Consider the following 16366-nt stretch of genomic DNA (forward strand, 5'->3'; position numbering starts at 1 on the left):
TACCGTGAGAACTATAAAACTGGAGCGACACACGAGGTTCGAACTCGTGACCTCAACCTTGGCAAGGTTGCGCTCTACCAACTGAGCTAGTGTCGCATCAACAACGTTTCCGCTGTTTAGGGCTGCGAATTATAAGAGCATTTTTTTGTGATGCAAGTCCTTCCTTCAAAAAAACTTTATTTTTTTACTGAACGACGAAAAAGCAATCAAAAGCGATATAAATTACAACAATTTGGATCGCAACCTTAACAGTTAAATCTTGAAAATAGTACCTCGATAGTACTTAAGTTCTGCGATGGACTCACGAATGTCGTCCAAGGCCAAATGTGTTCCCTGTTTTGTGAACCCATTTAGCACCTCAGGTTGCCAGCGACGTGCTAGTTCTTTAAGAGTACTAACGTCAACATATCGGTAATGGAAGAACTCTTCCAACTCAGGCATATGCTTGTATAAAAAGCGACGATCCTGCCCAATGCTGTTACCACATATTGGCGAAGCTCCTTTCGGCACCCATTTTTCTAAAAATTCAATGGTTTGTGCGACTGCGTCTTGTTCTGAGATTTGACTGTTTCGAACGCGCTCCACCAAACCGCTTGCCGTATGCGTATTAGTGCACCAGTCGTCCATTTTCGCCAGTTCTTCTTCCGGCTGATGAATCGCTAACACTGGACCTTCAGCCAAAATATTTAGTTCGCTATCTGTGACAATAGAAGCAATTTCGATGATTTTGTGCGTTTCAGGATCAAGCCCTGTCATCTCTAAATCAACCCAAATTAGGTTTTGATCGCTAAAGGACATGGTTACGCCGCCTATTTGTTTATCGATAAAAGAGGTACTATACCTCAAAATACGAGAAACACGATACTCATACACGGAGCCAAGAGTACGGCTCAACCATTTGAGTAAATTCACATAAAGTACAGAATTGTGGCAAAGAAGAAAAAGTTAACCAAAGGTCAGGTGCGACGCGTACGTAGCAACCAACAAAAGCGTTTGAAGAAGCAAGAAGAGTCCATCCAGTGGGATGAAAACATGCTAGGCGCCAGCAAGCAAGGTCTCGTGATCACTCGTTTTGGTCAGCACGCGGACATTGAAGACCTTGAAACAGGCGAAATTCAACGCTGTAACCTCCGCCGTGGTATTGAGTCTCTAGTATCTGGCGATCGTGTTTTATGGCGCGAAGGATTGGAGTCTATGGCGGGCATCTCTGGTGTTGTTGAGGCGGTAGAACCTCGCTCTTCAGTGCTCACTCGTCCAGATTATTACGATGGCCTAAAACCCGTTGCAGCCAATATTGATCAAATGGTCATTGTCTCTTCGGTATTACCAGATCTATCGCTAAATATTATTGACCGCTATCTCGTTGCATCAGAAACACTGAATATTGCGCCATTGTTGGTCTTAAATAAGGTCGACCTTCTAGAAGCCGATGATCGTGCAATGTATGAAGAATGGCTCAAAGAATATGAACGTATTGGCTATAAAGTGCTTCTGGTCAGCAAGAAGTCTGGAGAAGGCATTGCTGAACTAGAAACCCTGCTGCGTGACCGAATTAATATCTTTGTTGGTCAATCAGGCGTAGGGAAATCCAGCTTAGTCAACGCGTTAATGCCGGAACTAGAGAGCGAAGTGGAAGAAGGCGAAGTCTCTGAGAACTCTGGCTTGGGCCAACACACCACGACGGCTGCACGTTTATACCACATTCCAACGGGTGGCGATTTGATCGACTCACCTGGAGTACGTGAATTTGGTCTTTGGCATTTGGAAGCAGAAGAAGTAACAAAAGCATTCGTTGAATTTCGACCATATTTAGGTGGTTGCAAGTTCCGAGATTGTAAACACAATGATGACCCAGGCTGCCTTCTACGTGAAGCTGTCGAGAACGGGGAAATTAACGAAACTCGCTTTGAAAACTATCATCGCATTTTGGAAAGCATGGTTGAAAATAAAGCAAATCGTCAGTATTCACGTAATAAAAAAGCCGATCTGTAATTGAGTTAAGGCTGTAACTGTGTAAAAAGTCTTCACCTAATACTGACAAGCAAATTAAATTTCAGTAACATCACGCGCCCTAAAGCGCGAATCTAACAGAAGTATCGGAATTAAAGATGGACAAGTTTAAAGTTGGACTGCAGTACTGGATCCCACAACACGGCCTCACTCGCCTAATGGGTAAACTGGCTTCAGCAAAAGCTGGCGGTCTAACAACAGCAGTTATTCGTTGGTTTATTAAACAATACAATGTGAATATGGATGAGGCAAAGCACTCAGATCCTAAGCATTTTAAAACGTTCAACGAGTTTTTCGTTCGTGAGCTAAAAGAAGGCGCACGCCCAATTTCTGAAGGCGAAAACGTCATCACTCATCCAGCCGACGCTTGTGTTAGCCAGTTTGGCCCTATTGAAGATGGTCAACTTATCCAAGCAAAAGGTCATCACTTCTCAGCACAAGAATTGCTGGGCGGTGACGCGAATTTAGCGGACGAATTTAAAGATGGTTCTTTTGCCACATTGTATCTATCTCCGCGCGATTACCACCGTGTACACATGCCATGTGACGGCACTCTGCGCCAAATGATTTACGTACCAGGTGACCTGTTCTCAGTAAACCCTCTGACAGCAGAAAACGTACCGAACCTATTTGCACGTAACGAGCGTGTGGTGTGTATCTTCGATACTGAGTTTGGTCCAATGGCACAGGTGCTTGTTGGTGCGACAATTGTTGGTAGCATTGAGCAAGTATGGGCTGGCACGATCACTCCGCCTCGTGGAAACACTGTCTACAAATGGGATTACCCAGCAGAGGGTGACAAGGCCGTGATCTTGAAAAAAGGCGAAGAGATGGGCCGCTTCAAACTGGGTTCTACTGTTATTAACCTGTTTGCCAAAGACGCGATTGAGTTTGACGCAAGCATGGAAAACGGTAAGCCAACCGTTATGGGCACACCTTACGCCTTGAAAAATAAGTAAAACACCGTTAAAGAGCCCTTTATTAAGGGCTCTTTTTATTGATAAAAAGCAAAACTCCGTTCGAAATTTAGCCTCTATTTCTCAAACTCATACCTGCCTCTAAGACCCTCATTCCACAATCAATTATCCTGCGCTTAGAATGAATATTTAGAGGGGCAGCCAATGCCAAAGATGAGTGTAAACACGTTGGCGAAATTGCTGGTGTGCTTTTTAATTCCGCTCGGTGTTTTGATGATGCCGATCGATGCTATTCCTATTGACGATCTCACTTTAATTCAGCATCGCCTGTTAGCTATTTTTCTTCTTGCTGCCCTACTTTGGGTTCTCGAGCCGGTTCCCGTTTTTGCTACGTCCATTCTTATTATCGCTCTTGAACTGATCATGATATCGGATAAAGGTTTGCATCTATTTCGCAATCCACCAGCGGGGCATGATTTAGGAGAGTTAATTGCTTACACCGATATTTTCTCAGCCTTCTCTTCACCGATCATTATTCTTTTTATGGGTGGTTTTGCTCTTGCGATTGCGGCTTCCAAATACGAGCTCGACAACAACCTCGCCCGAGTACTATTAAAACCATTCGGCACCCAACCTAAGTTAATCATGCTGGGCTTGATGTTAATTACCGCCGTTTTTTCAATGTTTATGTCCAATACTGCCACGACCGTGATGATGCTAGCCCTGCTTGGCCCCATCGTCGCTTCAGCACCTAAAGGGGATTTAGGCATTAAAGCACTGGTGTTGTGTATTCCAATTGCCGCGAATACAGGCGGCATTGCGACTCCGATAGGCACGCCACCTAATGCGATAGCGCTTCAATATCTCACTGGAGAAAACGCGATAGACTTCCTATCGTGGATGACAATGGGTCTACCATTTGTGTTGGTACAACTTACTGTAGCTTGGTTCTTGTTGCAAAAGCTGTTTCCGTCTAGCGAACCAGAAATGAAACTAAAGCTAGATGGTACATTCAAAAGGAGCTGGCGTGCGATCGTCGTCTACATCACTTTTGCACTAACCATTGTGCTTTGGATGACAACGAAAGTGCATGGCATGAATACATACGTTGTCGCGATTATCCCACTAGCAGTGTTCACGTTAACGGGCATTATGGGAAAAGAAGAGCTCAAGCTGATTAACTGGGATGTTTTATGGCTGGTTGCCGGTGGTATAGCAATTGGCATTGCCTTAGACAAAACGGGCTTAGCCGAAGCATTAGCGCACGCCATTGATTACAGCCTGCTATCACCATTTGCCGTTGTTTTAGCCCTATCAGTAGTGTGTTGGTTAATGGCGAACTTTATGTCTAATACCGCAACAGCAAACTTATTGATGCCTATTGCTGCCGCTATTGGTACATCCATGCCAAGCCTTATTGCGGTTGGTGGCCTACAAGGTTTACTGGTTGTCGTCGCCTTCTCCGCATCACTTGGCATGATCTTACCGGTTTCCACACCACCAAACTCTTTGGCTTATTCAACAGGCCTCATCGAGAGCAAAGACATGGCGAAAGTAGGCCTGATTCTCGGTTTGATTGGTCTACTTATCGTGTATGGCGCAGTTTTGGTGCTGTTTTAATCGAAGAGCTCCATGAAAAAGCGTGTTGTCATGGAGCTGCTCTCCAGCTACTGCCCTTACAGAGCGGCTTTTACATCCCATAAATTTCGTGCATATTAAGACTCCTCTACTCTACAAGGACGTCGACACATCATGGGTTACGAATGGCTTGCTTTATGCGCCGCTTTTCTGTGGGCAGTTTCTAGCCTAATTTCGGTCATTCCTGCACAACACCTAGGCGCATTTTCTTACAGCCGCTGGCGTATGGGCTGCACAGCCGTGATCTTATCAACAATGGCCTGGATAACTGGCGGCTGGTTAACGGTTTCTTGGGAACATGTAACGCCAATGATGGCCTCAGGACTGATTGGTATTTTTATTGGTGATACCGCTCTATTCGCGTGTTTGAATCGTATGGGGCCAAGACAGGCCGGGTTACTCTTCTCTTGCCACGCCGTGTTCTCTGCCATCTTGGGCTACTTCTTATTTAGCGAAGTCATGACCACAATAGAACTACTGGGCGCATCATTGGTATTTAGCGGCGTGGTGATGGCGATATTCTTTGGCCGAAGAGGTCAAGTGAATAACGTCTTGGAAGACATTAAAGGTAACATCTGGGTAGGTATTGGACTTGGCTTAACCGCAGCAATGTGCCAAGCATTGGGAGGCATTATCGCCAAGCCAGTAATGCAAACCAGTATTGACCCAGTTGCGGCTTCTGCTATTCGAATGATCAGTGCCTTTTTCGCCCACAGCATGTTGTTAGTTCTAGGGGTCAAAGTCGCTCGCTCGACGCAACACATTACTTGGCGCGTATTTGGTATTACTGCCCTTAATGGTTTCTTGGCGATGGCCGTCGGCATGACGCTAATCTTATACGCACTGCAAGAAGGAAATGTAGGTATGGTTGCCCTTCTATCTTCAACCACGCCAATTATGTTGCTACCACTGCTCTGGATTTACACTAAACGCCGACCAAACCGATTTGCATGGTTGGGCGCAGCCCTAGCTGTGATTGGTGCTGGCATTTTGGTTCAGTAACCTTACAGACCAGCCCTTACTGCCAGATACAAAAAAGCCCGAGTTTAAACTCGGGCTTTTGTCATTCGGAGCCGTTAGTTAATTATTTAACTAGTACTTCACCCGTCATTTCTGCTGGGATTTCTAGACCAGCTAGAGAAAGCATGGTTGGTGCAAGGTCAGACAGTTTACCGCCTTCTTTGAATTCAACCGCTTTGTCACCTACATAGATTAGAGGTACTGGTAGGTTAGTATGAGCAGTGTGGATGCCGCCAGTTTCAGGGTCGATCATCATTTCTGCATTACCGTGGTCCGCAGTGATCAATAGTTGACCGCCAACTTCTTTGATTGCTTCAACCACTTTACCCACACTTTCATCTAGAGCTTCGATTGCTTTCTCAGCCGCTTCATAAACGCCAGTGTGACCAACCATATCTGCGTTCGGGTAGTTACAGATGATGGTATCGAACTTACCAGACTTGATAGCCGCAACCATCTTATCTGTTAGTTCTGGAGAGCTCATTTCAGGCTGCATGTCGTACGTTGCAACTTTTGGTGAAGCAACCAACTGACGCTCTTCGCCTTCGAATTCGTTCTCAACACCACCGTTGAAGAAGAAAGTCACGTGTGCGTATTTCTCTGTTTCAGAGATACGTAGCTGAGTTTGACCTTGTTTAGATAGCCACTCACCGTAAGTGTTTTCTAGAGACGCAGGTGGGAATGCGATAGCTAGAGGGATATCAGCCGCGTATTGAGTCAGCATCACAAAGTTAATTGCTGGGAATGCTGCACGCTCAAAGCCGTCAAATGCAGGAACGAATGCACGAGTGATTTGACGTGCACGGTCAGCACGGTAGTTCATGAAGATAACCGCATCGCCATCTTGCATGATTGCCTCTTCTTGACCTTCCGCTTTGATAGCTGTTGCTTTAACGAATTCGTCGTTTTCTTCACGAGCGTAAGCCGCTTCTAGACCTGCAACTGCCGTTTCTGCTGTGAACTCAGCTTTAGCTTGAGTTAGAAGATCGTAAGCAACTTGGACGCGATCCCAGTTGTTGTCACGGTCCATTGCGTAGTAACGACCTACTAGAGAAGCAACGCGGCCTTTACCTAGTTTCGCAAATAGATCTTGGAAACGTTGTAGTGAGTTTTCAGCACTACGTGGTGGTGTGTCACGGCCGTCTAGGAAGCAGTGTAGGTAGATTTTCTCTGCGCCACGCGCCGCTGCCATTTCAACTGCTGCGTAAATGTGGTCTTCGTGAGAGTGAACACCGCCTGGAGACATCAGGCCCATGATGTGTACTGCTTTTTCAGCTTTCACAGCAGAGTCGATTGCTTCAACTAGCGCAGGCGTTTGTTCGAACTCACCATCAGCAATTGATTTAGTGATACGAGTCAGGTCTTGGTATACAACGCGGCCTGCACCAATGTTAGTGTGACCAACTTCAGAGTTACCCATTTGACCATCAGGAAGGCCAACATCCATGCCTGAAGCAGAGATTAATGTGTGTGGGTTATTCGCAATCAGAGCATCCATTACTGGTGTTTTCGCATTCGCAATTGCGTTACTTGCTGTGTCTTCACGGTAACCGTAACCGTCAAGGATAACTAGAGCCAGTGGCTTCTTAGCTGACATAGTGATGACCTCATCAAATTTAAGTAACTTTTGGCGTAGGGCCTCGCTGCCCTATCTAACCTTGAAACAAAACTAGCGTAATTTTACTACACTTTTTAACCAAAACTGTAGGTTAAGATCAAATAATGTTTGCGATTTATTGTTGCTATCTTACAAGTTAAGCGAACAACGAGTCAGTGCCGACAAACGTGTTCCACAAGCATAGTCATTCCTAATACGCTTTGTACACCCCAGTCTAAGTTCGGTTTTCTTACGCTTCTCATTCTTATTTTTGCACTTGAAACAGTGCTAATTTAAAGCAACATCAAACAAGATGGGTTAATACCTATTGTTCTCTTTTCTCAGTAAAACAGAAGTCACTTAAACCGATAAGTCCAATAGGCAAAAGCAATCAAGCTACCAGAGCGAAATGTACGGATAGTAAGGGCATAACGGGTTTATAGAGATCTCAATTATTCGTTAGAAAATTTTAACCCTCTCGCCTAAGAGCCGTAACCTCGCTATACTCCTGCTTTATTTTTCCGCCAACAGCGTAAGAGCTCAAGACATGCAAGAGTACATTGAATTTTTCCAACAGAACATGATTCTATCTTTGGTTTGGGTAGGTCTTCTTGTCGCCTTTATCATGAACATCGTGAAGTCAGCGACAGCCGCATACAAAGAAATCAACGTAAACCAACTGACTCATCTTATGAACCGTGAAAACGGCGTTGTAGTGGATATCCGTACCAAAGACGAGTTCAAAAAAGGTCATATCACCGACTCACTTCACATTTTACCGTCAGACATCAAAGCGGGTAACTTGGGTAGCCTTGAAAACCACAAATCAGACCCAATCATTGTTGTATGTAAGACAGGACAGACCGCTCAAGAAAGCGCAAACCTACTAGTAAAAGCTGGCTTCGAAAACGTGAGCCTACTAAAAAATGGTTTGATTGCGTGGAACGAAGCGAACCTGCCGTTAGTTCGCGGTAAGAAGTAGGAACGTGGCAAGAACGAAAGTTCGCGTTTAAACGCGCTTTTACCAAGCCTCGCGGACAAAAAACTGAGCAAATTGAAAGCAGTTGGAGCACTAAGTTGTGACGCTTTGCACGTAATACACGCTTCATCTAGTCAAGGTAGATTGGCTCAGTTAGTCTCAGGACATACCAGTTTTCTGAGCTTAGACGTTTCTAGGCTCAACAAATATTGATTTAAGGATTAAAAAATGGCTGAAGCAGCACCTCAAGACGCACAACAAAACTTCGCAATTCAACGCATCTTCCTAAAAGACGTTTCTTTTGAAGCGCCGAACTCTCCAGTAATTTTCCAGAAAGAGTGGAACCCAGACGTTAAACTAGACCTAGACACTCAAAGCCGTGAGCTTGGTGAAGGCGTTTACGAAGTTGTTCTACGCCTAACCGTTACTGTGAAGAACGAAGAAGAGACTGCGTTCCTATGTGAAGTTCAACAAGGTGGTATCTTCACTGCTGAACAAATGGAAGCTGGTCAACTTGCACATTGCCTAGGCGCATTCTGCCCGAACATCCTATTCCCATACGCTCGTGAAACTATCTCAAGCCTAGTCGTTAAAGGTACGTTCCCTCAACTGAACCTAGCGCCAGTAAACTTTGACGCGCTATTCATGAACTACCTACAACAGCAAGCTCAACAAGGCGAAGCTGAAGCGTAATTCACGTTTTATAAGTGACGAATAGCCACAGTGCTGACGTCACCGACTCAAATAAAATGCACAGAGCGTCTACCATTCGATGCAATGTGCATTTTTTATTTCTGACAAAAGTTCCTAGTTCCTAATCGCCAGAAGGCGTAAAATTTGACGATTAGGAACTAGATTCTACTAGTAGCAAGACAATTAGGCGGTAGCATGACACAAGCAAATACAAACAATGCTTACGGTAAAGACATCGCAATGACTGTGATTGGCGCAGGCTCATACGGCACCTCTTTGGCAATCTCACTCGCTCGTAACGGCGCGAACGTTGTCCTTTGGGGACACGAGCCAGAGCACATGGCTCGCCTAGAAGCAGACCGAGCTAACCATGCCTTTTTACCAGGTGTTGATTTCCCTGAAAGCTTGATCATTGAATCGGATTTAGAAAAAGCCGTTCAAGCAAGCCGAGATTTGTTGGTTGTGGTTCCAAGCCATGTCTTTGGCATCGTGCTAAACAGCTGTAAACCATTCTTGCGCGAAGACTCTCGCATCTGTTGGGCAACCAAAGGGCTTGAACCTGAAACGGGGCGCCTGCTGAAAGACGTCGCTTATGACATTATCGGTGAAAACTACTCACTAGCAGTATTGTCTGGCCCAACGTTTGCGAAAGAGCTCGCAATGGGTATGCCGACTGCAATCTCTGTTGCGTCTCCAGATTCTGAATTTGTTGCGGATCTACAAGAAAAAATCCACTGTAGCAAAACCTTCCGCGTATACGCCAATAGTGACTTTATTGGTATGCAATTGGGCGGCGCTGTGAAAAACGTTATTGCGATTGGTGCGGGTATGTCTGATGGTATCGGTTTTGGCGCCAATGCTCGTACCGCATTAATTACTCGTGGCTTGGCTGAAATGAGTCGCCTTGGTGCTGCGCTGGGTGCACAGCCAGAAACCTTTATGGGCATGGCGGGTTTAGGCGATCTTGTCCTGACATGTACCGATAACCAATCACGTAACCGACGCTTTGGCTTGGCATTAGGCCAAGGTAAAGACGTTGATACGGCTCAAGAAGAAATTGGTCAAGTGGTTGAGGGTTACCGCAATACAAAAGAAGTATGGCTACTTTCTCAACGTATGGGTGTTGAGATGCCGATAGTTGATCAAATTTATCAAGTATTGTATCAAGGAAAAGATGCGCGCTTAGCAGCGCAAGATTTACTTGCTCGTGACAAAAAAGCCGAAGGAAAGTAGCAATCTACCGCCCTTTGCAGCTCATCTGAGAAAAATTGAAGTTGTCGGGTCACGGAAGAACCACTCTGGATATTGAGAATGAAACACTGCGAAAAACAAAAAGTCTGGAACAAAATTGTCTCAGAAGCCCGTGAAATGTCAGAACAAGAGCCTATGCTGGCGAGCTTCTATCATGCCACCATTATCAAGCATGAAAGTTTGTGTGCCGCTCTGAGTTATATTCTGGCTAACAAATTGAACACCGCTTCCATGCCAGCGATGGCTGTGCGTGAAGTGGTTGAAGAAGCCTTTGCGGCTGATCCAACCATCACTGACGGCGCGGCTTGTGATATTTGTGCCACGGTCAATCGCGACCCTGCTGTTTCAATGTACTCAATGCCATTGCTGTACCTAAAAGGCTATCACGCACTGCAAGGCTACCGAGTAGCAAACTGGCTGTGGAAGCAAGGTCGTCACGCTCTTGCGACTTACCTACAAAATCAGATTTCGGTAGCATGTCAGGTCGATATTCACCCTGCAGCACGCATTGGTAGTGGTATCATGCTCGACCATGCAACAGGCATCGTGATTGGTGAAACTGCCGTGGTCGAAAACGACGTGTCTATACTGCAAGATGTCACCCTTGGTGGTACTGGTAAAGAATGCGGTGATCGTCACCCGAAAATTCGCGAAGGCGTAATGATCGGAGCTGGTGCAAAGATTCTTGGCAATATCGAAGTCGGTGAAGGCGCGAAAATCGGATCTTGCTCTGTGGTATTGCAAGCCGTGCCTCCTCACACAACGGTGGCTGGCGTGCCTGCAAAAATCGTCGGACGTCCAAAAACGGACAAACCCTCTCTCGATATGGATCAAGGCTTTAACGGCAAGTCGCAAAGCTTTATCCATGGAGATGGTATTTAATCGTCAACAAACCTTTTTGACAACAACGTGGTAGGTAACTCTCAAGTGCGAAAACAAAATCACCCTGTTCTACGCTCGGCTATTTTATTAACTTGTGCTTTATCTGCCACTTATCCCATTACCTCCTCTGCTGTGAGTCAGCAAGAGCTCAAAGGCGTATCCAGTGAGATAAGCCGTCAGCGCAAATCGCTCTCTTCCCAAGAAAAGCAGCTCAATGAGTTACAGAAATCACTAAAAGATCAAGAGCTTGGTATTTCTAAGCTTGAGCGTGAAATACGACAAACCAAGTCTAACCTCGCACAAGCAGACAAAAACATAGAAAACCTGGAAGAGAAAATTGCCTTGCAAGAAGCACAGCGTCAAGAGCAAGAAGAAGAACTCAAACAGCTGCTGCAAACGTATTACGTAACCGAGCGAGCGAAGGCCAATGGTCACTTGTTAAATCAAGGTGTGGAAGAAGACCGCATGAGCCAATACTTCCAGCATTTAGCTAAAGCACGTGCTGAAGTGATTGATGCGATCACCAAAATAACCCAAGAATTAGCGCACAACAAAAACCAGCTCGAGCTAGAAAAAGAGCAAATCGAGACTCTGCTCAAGCAGCAATCCGAAAAACGTACAGCGCTAGCGAGTACACAATCCAAGCGTAAGCAAACCCTGAATAAAATTCAGAGCAGTATCAAGAATGACAAACGCTACTTAGCCGAGCTGCAACGCAACGAAACCCGTTTAAAAGCAGAGATCGCCAAAGCAGCGAAGCGTAATGCGGTGCCAATGGACGGACTCGGCAAACAGCGCGGTAAGTTGCCTTGGCCACTCAAAGGCAGTGTGTTACACAACTTTGGTACGCGACAAACTGGGCAGATAAACTGGAAGGGTATGGTGTTGTCTGCCAACTATGGTCAACAAGTGAAAGCCGTTTATCCTGGTACTGTCGTATTTGCTGAGTATCTGCGCGGATACGGTTTAGTGGTACTGCTCGACCACGGCAAAGGTGACATGACCCTCTATGGTTACAACCAAGCCTTAACTAAAAAAGAAGGCGACCGAGTCACCGCCGGCGAAGTGATTGCTCTCGCGGGTGATACAGGTGGTCAAGACAGACCATCGCTGTACTTTGAAATTCGTCGTAATAGTGAAGCGCAGAATCCGAAATCTTGGTTAAAACGCTGATTATCTGACTCATAGACTTATAATAAAAAGGGAGCCACTCGGCTCCTTTTTTGTATTCATATTTTGGAAAATGCTATGCGTAGTAGGTTTCTACCGCATCAATAAAAGCATTCACATCATCTTTGCTTAACGCGTTGATTCCTGCCGCCGCCTCTCGCCCCCCACCTGTCGGGAACTGACCACACACGGCAACGGCACCTTGTTTATTGTTTAATGGGGCGCGGAGTGAAACCGTATAAGTACCATCTGCATTTTCAGTAAGTACCGCATGCGCAGAGTCAGGGGTTTGGTTTGCTAGCCAGTTGCCATAAACACCACTGATTCGGCGTGATGCCGCCGTGTTTGGTAACTCAAACAACTTCAGCTTACCACTCTCATGCATGGCAGGCACTGCGAGAGCCGCCTCCATGTCTTGTTGGTAAGCCGATTGCAATTGGTAGTATGGCGAGGCCGTATCTTCAATAGCTTCAAATGGTGACGTGTACTTCAGCAAAGCTCGGTACAGCTCCGCAGGGTGAAAGTGTAAATCTTCGACCTTCGATCCGTAGCCGTTGTAGTTAATTAAAGTACCCAGCTCTTTTAGCTGCTCTTTCTGTTGCTGCAACAAGCCCGCGTTATTCGCTAACTCATCGGCTTTAGCAATCATGTTATCGCCATAAGCCGCCGTAATCGCCCAGTCATGAAAACGCCCATCAAGCAACTTATCGACAATCAACGCCGTGCACATGTTGGCATCGAGATCGATGTGCGCATCCAAATTACCATGCTGAGGAATGTCGCCCGCTTTGTGATGATCGGCGTAAAAGACGTGCGCGCCTTGAGCCAAAGCTTGCTCTAGACCTGCCATGTTCTTTTCCATCGAAATGTCTAACACAGTCAGCTCATCACCCGCTTGCACGTCTACTTTTTCCACCAGCTTGATGTCGCGCTTTACACCGGTTATTAACTGGGCATCGACAGGATCAGCCAAACGCAATTGTAGAAGAGCAATGATGCCATCAGCATCACCATTAAAAATGTCGTAATTCATGGGGCGATAGTTCCTTTATCGAGAATCTTATCCCTGCAAGGGTTTTTAGCGTATGGGACTATTGTGCGTGGCATATTTGACAAGTCAACTCGAGCCACGACTCGAAAATGAGAGTGACTCTCGAAATATTAAGCAGTTTGACGTTTAACTGTGTAGATTGCTAACCGCATCTTCTAATAACAGTAGCTGCTCTAAGCCCTGCTCAGTTGCTAATGGCTTAACGACATTAAGCATCTGCAACATCCCTTGCTTCACCATTTGCTCGGTAATGTTGGTTTTTGAAGCCATCGCGGATTGATATGCCAACCAACTACACGCAATCAAGTGCAATGTACATACCAATGACTTCAACTGTTGTTGATCGACATTCAACAGCTTCATCGTTACGAACTCTTGCATAATAGCAATGAGGTTCGCTTGCAGCTTCTCTTGCACATCGATGTACTGCTCGTGTAACTGTTCATCTCGTGACAAGATTTCTGGTAGGTTTGCGTAGAAAAAGCGGTATTTCCACATCAAGGTAAAAATAGAGTCTAGGTAGCTCTTCAGCATAGTCAGGCTCTCTTGCGAACCTTGAATAGGGGTAAATCTTTCTAAAAGTTCTGCTGAATAAAGCGCAAAGATCTCACGAACGATTTCTTGCTTATTGCGGAAGTGGTAATACAGATTACCAGGGCTAATTTCGATGTGATCGGCAATGTGATTGGTGGTGATGTTGCGCTCACCATGTTGGTTGAACAACTCCAGTGCCGCGTAGACGATTTTGTCGCGCGTTTTCATTGTTATCGTGTTCCCTCTTCATTAACGAATCGAGTATAGCGACTTCACCAACCTAGGTCGATAGAGGCTCCAAATACGGTAACATAACAGACCAGTTAAGATGCCAGTTGAGTTGGCGACAAGGTCTAACCAAGAAGTTTGTCGCCCTACATACCCTTGCAACCACTCAATAACGGCGCTGAATAGCAAAATACCAATCGCCACCGCCCAACGTTGACGCCAACGCCACACACAAAAACAACCTAAAAACGCAAAGCCGCTATACGCCATAGCGTGCTGCATTTTGTCGAGATACGCGATATTGCCCCAGTCTTGCAGTTCACCTGAACTCAGAGATAAAAAAGCGATCAATATGGCGTAGCTAAAGATGACGAAACGTGCAACCGTCAGGTTCATTGGACGTCCTTATGCAATTGGAAATGGAAAGGCCGTCACTTGATCAATGTGGTCACAGCCTAGCGCCAGCATGATCAAACGATCGATACCCAACGCGACCCCTGCACAATCTGGCAACCCTGCTTCCAGTGCAGAGATCAGATGATAATCGATCGGCTGTGGTTTTAAACCCATTTCGATACGCTTTGCGTTATCTTGTTCAAAGCGCGCTAATTGCTCTTTCGGGTTATCCAGTTCATGAAATCCGTTCGCCAGCTCTATCCCCTTAAAGTACACTTCAAAACGATCCGCGACGCGATGATCTTGAGGATTGATTTTCGCAAGCGCCGCCTGTGATGCAGGGAAGTCGTACACAAAAGCCGGCACGTCCTGGCCAATTTTGTTTTCTACTCCCACGCTAAATAGTAGTTGCAGCAGCGTATCGCGATCTTCCTCTGGCTCAGCAATGTCACTCAAACCCAGCTTGCTTGCCGCCGCTTTCAGCTCAGTCATCGAGCCTTCCAGTGGACACACACCCAACACATCAATGAAGGCTTGCTGATACGTCATGCGCTGCGCTGCGCCACACTTCAATACCAGCTGCAACAGGTCATCCATTTCATCCATCAATTTATGATGGTCAAAGCCAACGCGATACCACTCCAACATCGTAAACTCAGGATTGTGGTAGCGACCATTCTCTTCATTACGAAATGCTTTGTTGATTTGATAAATACAACCGCTACCCGCAGCCAAAAGGCGCTTCATATGGAATTCTGGGCTGGTCATAAAAAACAGCTTACTGCCATCGGCATAGCCTGGGCCAACAAACTCGGTTTGGAAAGTATGCAAATGAATGTCAGTCACGGTTGCGTGACTCATGGCTGGCGTATCGACTTCCATCACCTGTCGGTCAGCGAAGAATTGTCGAATCGACGCGATTAACGTCGCACGTTGACGAAGTTGGTCAATGGAAGCAGTAGGTTGCCAGTTGGTTTGCATAACAAGTCTCTCAAACTTTAATTCAGCGAGGAAAGTCTCATTCTACATGCTTTTTACTCTTCAAGAAGAGAGGAATATCCCTTCTTCTTTTTACTAATGTGCTCGCCAATTTGAGGCAAGCATTACTCGTGCCGCAGAACAAAAAACACTCAGTTAAAATCCTATTATCCATGCGGTTAATGTCACGCAACACGGGTTTAACATCCCTAATATTAATGCTTGAGGACCAAAACCTCGATGCCGTGATAGCAGTCACATAACCTATAAATTCTATGCCCTTAAGTGCATTACCGAAGCAAAAACCCAATTACATCAATTTTTCTGCCATGTGGCTCATCTACACTAACCCTACTACTTTTGGGGAGTTCTTTTTAAAGAGCGCCTCGTAATGACAATAACAAGCGGATTTCCGCAATCACACACTGGAGGATAACTGTGCAAATTATCACCACAGATATCGCAGTCATCGGCGCAGGCGGCGCTGGTCTTCGTACTGCTATTGCAGCGGCTGAAGCAAACCCAGACTTAGAAGTCGCTCTGATTTCTAAAGTTTATCCAATGCGCTCCCACACGGTCGCTGCAGAGGGTGGCTCAGCAGCAGTTATCAAGGATGAAGATAGCTTAGACAACCACTTCAACGACACTGTTGGCGGTGGTGACTGGCTATGTGAACAGGATGTTGTTGAATACTTTGTAGAGAACGCGACTCGCGAAATGATCCAAATGGAGCAATGGGGTTGCCCATGGAGTCGTAAAGAGAACGGTGAAGTCAACGTACGCCGCTTTGGTGGTATGAAGGTTGAACGTACTTGGTTCGCTGCAGACAAAACTGGCTTCCACATGCTTCATACGCTATTCCAGACATCAATGAAGTACAGCAACATCAAACGTTTTGATGAGTACTTTGTGGTGGATCTGCTTGTTGATGAAGGCGAAGTTCAAGGTCTGATTGCTATTCACATGTCTGAAGGCGAGCTTGTTACTATCAAAGCAAAATCGGTTGTTCTAGCAACAGGTGG

Annotated in this window: 16 protein-coding genes and 1 tRNA gene; 10 read left to right on the top strand and 7 right to left on the bottom strand. The window is 45.9% G+C overall.

Annotated features, from left to right (window positions below; all coding sequences use genetic code 11):
- Positions 1-20: 20 nt before the first annotated feature.
- A tRNA-Gly gene (locus IQR33_RS02305) sits at positions 21-96 on the bottom strand.
- Positions 97-252: 156 nt separating this feature from the next.
- Positions 253-798 carry an oligoribonuclease gene (gene orn, locus IQR33_RS02310; protein WP_017635574.1) on the bottom strand — a complete coding sequence of 182 codons (546 nt, stop codon included), beginning with the start codon at positions 796-798 and terminating at the stop codon, positions 253-255.
- Positions 799-927: 129 nt separating this feature from the next.
- Here orn and rsgA point away from each other — a divergent pair, with 129 nt between their 5' ends.
- The 4 genes from rsgA (at position 928) to IQR33_RS02330 (ending at position 5567) form a co-directional block, all read left to right on the top strand.
- Entirely contained in the window at positions 928-1992 is a 1065-nt protein-coding gene (gene rsgA / locus IQR33_RS02315; RefSeq protein WP_193837591.1) for a small ribosomal subunit biogenesis GTPase RsgA, read from the top strand.
- 116 nt (positions 1993-2108) lie between these two features.
- The gene (gene asd / locus IQR33_RS02320) at positions 2109-2969 is read left to right on the top strand and encodes an archaetidylserine decarboxylase (RefSeq protein ID WP_193837590.1); all 861 of its coding nucleotides are present in this window, start codon (positions 2109-2111) and stop codon (positions 2967-2969) included.
- Positions 2970-3131: 162 nt separating this feature from the next.
- The gene (locus tag IQR33_RS02325; protein WP_193837589.1) at positions 3132-4547 is read left to right on the top strand and encodes an SLC13 family permease; all 1416 of its coding nucleotides are present in this window, start codon (positions 3132-3134) and stop codon (positions 4545-4547) included.
- Positions 4548-4679: 132 nt separating this feature from the next.
- Positions 4680-5567 (top strand): DMT family transporter, encoded by an 888-nt coding sequence (locus IQR33_RS02330; RefSeq protein ID WP_005381469.1) that lies wholly within the window; start codon positions 4680-4682, stop codon positions 5565-5567.
- Between the two features lie 82 nt (positions 5568-5649).
- On the opposite strand, the gene gpmM is transcribed toward IQR33_RS02330, so the two are convergent.
- Positions 5650-7182: a 2,3-bisphosphoglycerate-independent phosphoglycerate mutase gene (gene gpmM / locus IQR33_RS02335; protein WP_193837588.1), complete on the bottom strand. Its 1533-nt coding sequence runs from the start codon at positions 7180-7182 to the stop codon at positions 5650-5652.
- A gap of 547 nt (positions 7183-7729) precedes the next feature.
- On the opposite strand from gpmM, the gene IQR33_RS02340 reads away from it, so the two are divergent.
- From IQR33_RS02340 to IQR33_RS02360, 5 genes are all read left to right on the top strand, one after another.
- Entirely contained in the window at positions 7730-8164 is a 435-nt protein-coding gene (locus tag IQR33_RS02340) for a rhodanese-like domain-containing protein (protein ID WP_005386415.1), read from the top strand.
- 225 nt (positions 8165-8389) lie between these two features.
- Positions 8390-8854, top strand: a complete 465-nt coding sequence (gene secB, locus IQR33_RS02345) for a protein-export chaperone SecB (RefSeq protein ID WP_005386410.1) — start codon at positions 8390-8392, stop codon at positions 8852-8854.
- A gap of 195 nt (positions 8855-9049) precedes the next feature.
- Positions 9050-10087: an NAD(P)H-dependent glycerol-3-phosphate dehydrogenase gene (gene gpsA / locus IQR33_RS02350; RefSeq protein ID WP_005381474.1), complete on the top strand. Its 1038-nt coding sequence runs from the start codon at positions 9050-9052 to the stop codon at positions 10085-10087.
- Positions 10088-10165: 78 nt separating this feature from the next.
- Complete coding sequence (cysE, locus tag IQR33_RS02355) at positions 10166-10987, top strand: serine O-acetyltransferase (protein ID WP_005381475.1); 822 nt, start codon at positions 10166-10168, stop codon at positions 10985-10987.
- 27 nt (positions 10988-11014) lie between these two features.
- A complete protein-coding gene (locus IQR33_RS02360) occupies positions 11015-12160 on the top strand; it encodes a murein hydrolase activator EnvC family protein (protein WP_193837587.1) in 1146 nt (381 codons plus the stop codon).
- 73 nt (positions 12161-12233) lie between these two features.
- Here IQR33_RS02360 and IQR33_RS02365 read toward each other — a convergent pair whose 3' ends face one another.
- The 4 genes from IQR33_RS02365 to epmA form a co-directional block, all read right to left on the bottom strand.
- Complete coding sequence (locus tag IQR33_RS02365; protein ID WP_017821834.1) at positions 12234-13190, bottom strand: acetyltransferase; 957 nt, start codon at positions 13188-13190, stop codon at positions 12234-12236.
- Positions 13191-13334: 144 nt separating this feature from the next.
- On the bottom strand, positions 13335-13970 hold the full coding sequence (locus IQR33_RS02370) for a TetR/AcrR family transcriptional regulator (RefSeq protein WP_005381480.1): 636 nt from the start codon (positions 13968-13970) through the stop codon (positions 13335-13337).
- 21 nt (positions 13971-13991) lie between these two features.
- Positions 13992-14366 (bottom strand): VanZ family protein, encoded by a 375-nt coding sequence (locus IQR33_RS02375; protein ID WP_193837586.1) that lies wholly within the window; start codon positions 14364-14366, stop codon positions 13992-13994.
- Positions 14367-14375: 9 nt separating this feature from the next.
- A complete protein-coding gene (epmA, locus tag IQR33_RS02380) occupies positions 14376-15347 on the bottom strand; it encodes an elongation factor P--(R)-beta-lysine ligase (protein WP_005381485.1) in 972 nt (323 codons plus the stop codon).
- Positions 15348-15782: 435 nt separating this feature from the next.
- Here epmA and IQR33_RS02385 point away from each other — a divergent pair.
- On the top strand, positions 15783-16366 hold a 584-nt coding region (locus IQR33_RS02385; RefSeq protein ID WP_193843475.1), incomplete at its 3' end, for an FAD-binding protein.

Origin of the sequence: Vibrio sp. OPT46 (assembly GCF_015163535.1) — a bacterium.
In the GTDB taxonomy this organism is placed as follows: Bacteria; Pseudomonadota; Gammaproteobacteria; order Enterobacterales; family Vibrionaceae; genus Vibrio; species Vibrio alginolyticus.

Excerpts from the sequence above, each read along its gene's own strand:
- IQR33_RS02340 (WP_005386415.1), top strand. The coding sequence starts at position 7,730 with ATGCAAGAGTACATTGAATTTTTCCAACAGAACATGATTCTATCTTTG.
- IQR33_RS02325 (WP_193837589.1), top strand. The coding sequence starts at position 3,132 with ATGCCAAAGATGAGTGTAAACACGTTGGCGAAATTGCTGGTGTGCTTT.
- IQR33_RS02375 (WP_193837586.1), bottom strand. The coding sequence starts at position 14,366 with ATGAACCTGACGGTTGCACGTTTCGTCATCTTTAGCTACGCCATATTG.
- secB (WP_005386410.1), top strand. The coding sequence starts at position 8,390 with ATGGCTGAAGCAGCACCTCAAGACGCACAACAAAACTTCGCAATTCAA.
- epmA (WP_005381485.1), bottom strand. The coding sequence starts at position 15,347 with ATGCAAACCAACTGGCAACCTACTGCTTCCATTGACCAACTTCGTCAA.
- orn (WP_017635574.1), bottom strand. The coding sequence starts at position 798 with ATGTCCTTTAGCGATCAAAACCTAATTTGGGTTGATTTAGAGATGACA.
- IQR33_RS02365 (WP_017821834.1), bottom strand. The coding sequence starts at position 13,190 with ATGAATTACGACATTTTTAATGGTGATGCTGATGGCATCATTGCTCTT.
- asd (WP_193837590.1), top strand. The coding sequence starts at position 2,109 with ATGGACAAGTTTAAAGTTGGACTGCAGTACTGGATCCCACAACACGGC.
- gpsA (WP_005381474.1), top strand. The coding sequence starts at position 9,050 with ATGACACAAGCAAATACAAACAATGCTTACGGTAAAGACATCGCAATG.
- gpmM (WP_193837588.1), bottom strand. The coding sequence starts at position 7,182 with ATGTCAGCTAAGAAGCCACTGGCTCTAGTTATCCTTGACGGTTACGGT.
- IQR33_RS02330 (WP_005381469.1), top strand. The coding sequence starts at position 4,680 with ATGGGTTACGAATGGCTTGCTTTATGCGCCGCTTTTCTGTGGGCAGTT.
- cysE (WP_005381475.1), top strand. The coding sequence starts at position 10,166 with ATGAAACACTGCGAAAAACAAAAAGTCTGGAACAAAATTGTCTCAGAA.
- IQR33_RS02370 (WP_005381480.1), bottom strand. The coding sequence starts at position 13,970 with ATGAAAACGCGCGACAAAATCGTCTACGCGGCACTGGAGTTGTTCAAC.